Below are 6,173 nucleotides of genomic sequence, written 5' to 3' on the forward strand. Positions count from 1 at the left end.
TTACAGTTTGTGTATGCTTTCATTGCAATGTTCGCAACTGTTCTGGCACACAACTTGATTAATTCTACGCTAACAGTGATTATTCCGGACTATAAGCCGGCTATGTCTGCAGTTTTCCGGTTGATCTTCTTTACTTCGGGCGTTGTAATTAATATGGACGCTAAGCATTTGCCATTTGTACTGGTGACGATTATTAAGATGTTTCCATTCTATTATGTATTGGAATCATTCCGAGACGCTTTCTTGTATCATGTTTGGTTCTGGGACAAGGCTTCAAACGCATTATTCTTCTGGTTATTAACGTTGCTGATGTTAATGGTTGGATCAATGATTCACTTGCGATTCCGTGAGCGATTTATTGATATGGTTTAATAAAGAGACAAGGTCAAAGAAAAGGCACAAACTGCTCGGTTTGTGCCTTTTTTGTTGCCGTTATATTACTGAAAGATGTGAGTTTAATAAGGTTAACCGCATATCCGTATTTTCTTTGTTATAATATAAGGATATTAAGGTAGGTTAGCGTTTTGATTCATGCACAACAAATTAAAAACATTATAAAAAATTCAACGCTCTTTGGTTGGCTATATTATTGGGTTGGTGTAACTATCGTTAAATTTCTCCAGCTATTTATTAAGCCGAACGAAAAGCAAATATTATTTATCTCGTACAGTGGTAGGCAATTTTCGGACACGCCGAAAGAGGCATTTAATCTAATCCGAGAAGACCCAGCGTATGCGGATTACAAGTTGGTTTGGGCATTTAACCGACCTGCAGATTTTAAACAGGCGGAAATTACAAATAAAATTTCATCAAACTCACCATTGTTTTTCTATCACCTATTGCGTTCAAAGTATTGGGTGGCTAATTCAAGCATTGATCGTCTAATTCCTTTTAAGCACGATAACAATGTATATATTCAATTCTGGCACGGTGTGCCAATGAAGGCATTGGGACATACAGAAATCGGCTTGGCACCATTAGTGCAGCATTGGTACGACAAGGTGGCTTTTGACTATATGTTTACATATAGTGATTACGATCTTGATAAGTTTAAGGAAGTATTCCCAAGAACAAAGCGATTTGTTAATACGGGTCAACTACGGAAAAAGATTGTTGAACGGTACGAAGGTAAAACTAATGTAGAGCGCATTAAGAAGGAACTAGGAATCAAGAGCAATAAAAAGGTGTTGCTTTACGTTCCTACTTTCCGAGGTTATGACGCCAAAGAACAAACGACGTTAACGGACGCAACGTTGGAACGTCTGGCGAAGGAATATGTGGTTATCTATCGTGGCCATTATTTCTCTCGTGCGACGCGGTCTGGGTCAATTATTACGGCTGATAAGTTTTCACTTTATAAGCTGTTTATGGTATCGGATTTGTTAATAACGGATTTCTCGAGTGTATTCTTTGATTTCGCACCATATCATAAGCCAGTTTATCTTTTCCAACCTGATTTGGAAGAATACCAAGTGAAGCGAGGACTGTATTTCACGGCTGAAACGCTTGGTTTGCCAGTTTCGTATTCAGAGGCTGAATTAATCGATTGCTTAAACAAGGCAGAGTACGATTACGACGCTTTGGAGGCATTGAACAGTAGATTTAATCCTCATGGTGGGGACGAAGCAGCGTTTGCATTCAAGTCAATCCTAGAGCACACATAAAGAAATTAAAGCGCATCTTTCGTGGATGTGCTTTTTTCGTAAGCTGTTTTTAACCTTTTTAGATAACTAGCCGACAAATAGGCATTTTCATGTATAATAAACAAATGTAGGTCTGCAGGAAGGGTGCAAAGTGATGAAACGTGTAATTACGTATGGGACGTTTGATATGTTGCACTACGGACATATCAATTTGCTTCGACGGGCAAAAGAGCAGGGCGACTATTTAATTGTTGCCCTGTCGACAGATGAATTTAACTGGCAGGAAAAACATAAGCGAACATATTTCGAGTTTGAAAAGCGGAAACAATTACTTGAGGCAATTCGGTATGTCGACTTAGTTATTCCTGAAGAATCATGGGAACAAAAAGTTTCTGATATGACTCTTTATCAGGTAGATACATTTGTTATGGGGGATGATTGGCAAGGCGAGTTTGACTATCTGGCCGATCAAACTGACGTAGAGGTAATTTATCTGCCTAGGACACCAGAAGTGTCAACAACGCAAATCAAACAAGATTTGCAAAATGGATGAGTAAGTTTTAATTTTTCAGGAGTATACATATGAATAATCAAATGACGTTGGCTGGCCTTTTACGCCACCTATTTAAGAACTTGTGGTGGATTATCGTATTAGCGATTATTGGAGCTGGTGGCATGTTCTTTGCTGCTAAGCATAGCGCACCGGCATCTGGCACGTACTCAGCTTCACGCGCGATGTACATTGGCCATGCAAATTATGTTAAGACGCAGGATCCAAAGTCTGCCTTGTCTGCTGACAAGGATTTGGTTCGTACGTACTTGTCATTTTCTTACGATCGGACAATTGTGAATGAAACAACGCGCTTGATGCGCGTTGCTGGATTTGAAAAAGTAGATAACGCGGCAGTGGTAAAGTACGCTAAGTTGCAACAAGTACCTGGTACTTTAACGGTGCGTGCTCGTGTATTGATGCCAAATGAAAAGGAAGCAATTGCATTGGCTAACAGTTATGCGCAAGCTTTCGCCACGAAGGCGCCTAAGTTGGTGCCAGGTATGCCAGCACCACGATTGATGGTGGCAATTCAGGGGGCTGCAAAAGCTGATGATTCTGAACCAATTTCACCAAAGAAGGCTGCCATTTTTGGTGCTGGTGCTGGGTTAGGCATCGGTGTCATCTTGGCACTGTTTACAGGTATTATTGCAAACTTGCGTCCTTCAAAGCGTCAATAGGAGGTAGCCAGCATGGTTGGTTGGTTACTACCGTTTGCGTTGTTGCCAAAAACATTTACGAGCGCGCTGTTTGAAAATTTTGCACAAATTGCATTTCCTGTGTTTTTGATTTTTTTGTTGGTACAACTAAATTTTAAACCGGCGTTAGTGCAAGATATTTTGCCAGAACGACGTACGCTTCAAATTTGGGGTGCACTGATTGTCGTGCAATTTATACTGTTCGGTTGGCATGCGCTGGCGTATGGTGATAGTGATCAAACGTATGGCCTGATTCACGGTTGGTTTACGTTCGTACAATTAATTGTTGTTATTTGGTTTGCGTACACGATACAAAAGATATTTATTCGTGATGCAGATTCAGTATTTAAATTTTTGGCATCATTAATTATTTCTTTGGTGGTTTATCTAGTTGTGGTTATTGTCCCACAGTTGGCGGTTTCATTCCGACTACCATTTACCGGTTGGACAAATTTTTTGGCGGGTTTGTTTGAACGTCATTGGGATAGCCGAGCTTGGTATGATGCGGGAAGTTATGTAGCCACGCAACACCGTATTAACGGGTTTGAGCCTGAAGCACCGTTCTTAGTTATGTTGCTGGGACTTGTTTTTGGGCCGATATTGGTGTCGATTGTCCAAGAACCAATGAAACGTCTAAAGAATGGACGACGCCTGCAAAAACTTGTCTGGGTGTTGATAGCCGTTTTGAGTCTGGTGTTCTTAATGGCTCGCTCGACAAGTGGATATCTGATGGTTGCCTTACTCGGCCTGTTTACGGTATTGTTTGCGCCACGTTCTACGCGTAAGTGGTTGTTTTTTGCCGGGGCTATATCGTTAGCTGTGGTAATATCAGCGTACTTTTTTGTACCGGTTGTCCATGATATTTTCGAAAAATGGTTGTTTGCTAAGCAAGGAACTGACAATCGGCTTGGTGGCGCCATCGGTTTGTTACAGACATTTATTCACCATCCATTCTTTGGGGTCGGTTTCGGAAATGAAGGGAACTTCATTGAGCAATTCTTACCAGAATGGAGTAAACACAATTCTGAGTATATTAATTTTTATAGCAAAACCGCTTATCCAGTGCTGAACGACTTTTTGGGGTGGTTAGCTAGGTTTGGTGCAATTGTTGTGATTAGTGCAATTTGGTTGCTTGGTGGTTTGATTGTTCGAGCAGTGAATGTCTATCGTCAGTTGATACAATCAGACAAGCCGGAACAGATTGAATATCGGATTGTTATCCGTGCATTCTTTGTTATGGTGCCATTGACGTTAATGGTTGCGATGATTACACAAATAAATGCCTTTTCGTGGCCAATGTTATTGATGTATTTCTTTTATTGGCGCGTGATTCATTTAGCAGAAGCAAGTTTATAAGAATTTTAAAAGCGCCTTATTGGCGCTTTTATTTTGTAGGAGTAGGGCATGAAAAAAGAAAAGCAAAGTAATTTTGAGTTGTTGCGGATCGTCGCGATGTTAATGATTATTATTTTTCACAGTTTAGTTAATTTTGTTGGCACACGTGATTCACAATATATTTCTAACAATATTGAATTGGGTGGTGTGTTGTTGATGCTGCGTTATGTATTTGGCCAGTTAGGTGTCATTTTGTTTGCGATGATTTCTGGCTACTTCTTGATCAGCGCACGTGAAAAGAAAAATACTTTTGAACGGGCAATGGCCACAGCCGTGAAGTTTGCTGGCATGTTGCTTTATAACGGGGTTATCATTAGTGTCGTTATTGCAGTCATTTATATGGCAGTCCGAAAGCTAGGCTTGGTCGGACCAATTTTTTATGAATTAATTAATACGACTCGTAATATCTTTGATGATAGCCATTTGATTTTTGGGTATTTAGGTGGTTTTTGGTACTTGAGCGTTTACTTTTTGCTATTAGTTGTCATTAATCCGCTGAATCGTTTTCTAAATAAATTAACAGATAACCGAACTTTTTTGGCATTGATTATTGTCATTATTTTTGTTTCTGTCTTGTTTAAATTCACGTTGTTCCTGTCGTTGGGCCGAGACGCTATTAATGCGGCAACGATTTTTGTCGGTTATTTATTGGGTGGGTATATGCGTAAATTTGATCCACTACAACACGTTAAATCACGTTATTTGTGGGCAGGACTTATTATGTTCATTGCTTATTACATGCTGGCTCATGAATTCTTAGCGCGCGTTTTGCACGTTTGGTCATTTGATGCCAAGCCGGCCGTCGGTTTCTTTATTGGTTACCCGGGGTATGTATTAGCGGCAATCATTTTTGCGTTGTTTATGCGCTTGAACTTTTCAAGTAAGAGTGTCAATTCGTTGGCGGGCACGACCCTATTTATCTACATTTTTCACGTTGGCGCACCGTTTGACTTCTTTTTTCAAACAGCAACTTATATCTATGCCCACGTCATTCCAAGTTGGGGCTTAACCGGATTTGGATTGGATGTTGCGTTCATGGGTACATTACTTGGTTATGTCTTGGTGGTGTTCTTGTTGGGTGCTTTAGCCGGGTATGGTTATAATCTGGTGGCGAAGCATGTAAAAAGTTGGTTTGCTAAGATTGGCGTCATGATTTAAGTGTTTAGATCAACAATGTTGGATACCGACAATTAACAACAATTAAATAGACTTGAACCTGTAATAAAAGGCTGTGAACTGTAATGAAATTCATTGATAGTTCACAGCCTTTTTTATGGTTATTTGGTATATTAAGGGCTGGATTTATTTTGCGAGGAGCGGTTTACATGAGTGAAAATGCAGTAAAGACGGTCAAAGGAATCTTGTTGACGGTGTTGGCGTTTATGTCAACGATGGTCATGAGTCAACAAGCCTTTGGGGCAACGAATGCACAAGTGCAAGCGTTTATCAAAGATAATAGGGCTGCAGTGATGGCTGTGTCGAATGAGTATGGGATTTATCCATCAATTCAAATGGCTCAGGCAGCTTTAGAGAGTGGTTGGGGCACTAGTCAGCTGTCAACTAAGGCAAATAACTATTTCGGTGTGAAGTGGGGTGGTAGTGGCGCGTATGTTGCGATGCCTACCCAAGAATATGTGAATGGCCATTATATTACGGTGACTGAAAAATTTGCTAAGTACAACAGTGTTCGTGAGTCGCTTGAAGGTAATGCACGCCTGCTGGCAAACGGATTGTCATGGAACCATAATTACTATTCAGGTGCCTGGCGATCAAAGGCTTCGAATTATAAAGAAGCAGCGTATGGGCTGCAAGGAAAGTATGCAACGGCACCTGATTATGCCGCGAAGTTGATTCGTGTTATCGAAACTTATCATCTTCAAGAAATGG

At 40.5% G+C, this 6,173-nt stretch carries 6 protein-coding genes and 1 pseudogene; all 7 read left to right on the forward strand.

The features are described 5' to 3' along the window. Positions 1 to 372: pseudogene (locus WEIDD23_RS14160) on the forward strand (ABC transporter permease); the annotation flags it as partial. 152 nt (positions 373 to 524) lie between these two features. Then, positions 525 to 1,664 (forward strand): CDP-glycerol glycerophosphotransferase family protein, encoded by a 1,140-nt coding sequence (locus tag WEIDD23_RS00650; protein WP_062358659.1) that lies wholly within the window; start codon positions 525 to 527, stop codon positions 1,662 to 1,664. A 133-nt stretch (positions 1,665 to 1,797) separates the two neighbouring features. Continuing rightward, entirely contained in the window at positions 1,798 to 2,196 is a 399-nt protein-coding gene (gene tagD / locus WEIDD23_RS00655) for a glycerol-3-phosphate cytidylyltransferase (RefSeq protein WP_062358660.1), read from the forward strand. A gap of 29 nt (positions 2,197 to 2,225) precedes the next feature. Then, a complete protein-coding gene (locus tag WEIDD23_RS00660; protein ID WP_062358661.1) occupies positions 2,226 to 2,873 on the forward strand; it encodes a YveK family protein in 648 nt (215 codons plus the stop codon). A 12-nt stretch (positions 2,874 to 2,885) separates the two neighbouring features. Next, positions 2,886 to 4,247 (forward strand): O-antigen ligase family protein, encoded by a 1,362-nt coding sequence (locus WEIDD23_RS00665; protein WP_062358662.1) that lies wholly within the window; start codon positions 2,886 to 2,888, stop codon positions 4,245 to 4,247. A gap of 48 nt (positions 4,248 to 4,295) precedes the next feature. After that, entirely contained in the window at positions 4,296 to 5,444 is a 1,149-nt protein-coding gene (locus WEIDD23_RS00670) for an acyltransferase family protein (protein WP_062358663.1), read from the forward strand. A 167-nt stretch (positions 5,445 to 5,611) separates the two neighbouring features. After that, positions 5,612 to 6,173, forward strand: a 562-nt coding sequence (locus WEIDD23_RS00675; protein ID WP_197458752.1) for a glycoside hydrolase family 73 protein, incomplete at its 3' end; no start/stop codon positions are given.

It is taken from the genome of Weissella sp. DD23, assembly GCF_001579105.1.
Lineage (GTDB): Bacteria > Bacillota > Bacilli > Lactobacillales > Lactobacillaceae > Weissella > Weissella cibaria.

Excerpts from the sequence above, each read along its gene's own strand:
- tagD (WP_062358660.1), top strand. The coding sequence starts at position 1,798 with ATGAAACGTGTAATTACGTATGGGACGTTTGATATGTTGCACTACGGA.
- WEIDD23_RS00670 (WP_062358663.1), top strand. The coding sequence starts at position 4,296 with ATGAAAAAAGAAAAGCAAAGTAATTTTGAGTTGTTGCGGATCGTCGCG.
- WEIDD23_RS00660 (WP_062358661.1), top strand. The coding sequence starts at position 2,226 with ATGAATAATCAAATGACGTTGGCTGGCCTTTTACGCCACCTATTTAAG.
- WEIDD23_RS00665 (WP_062358662.1), top strand. The coding sequence starts at position 2,886 with ATGGTTGGTTGGTTACTACCGTTTGCGTTGTTGCCAAAAACATTTACG.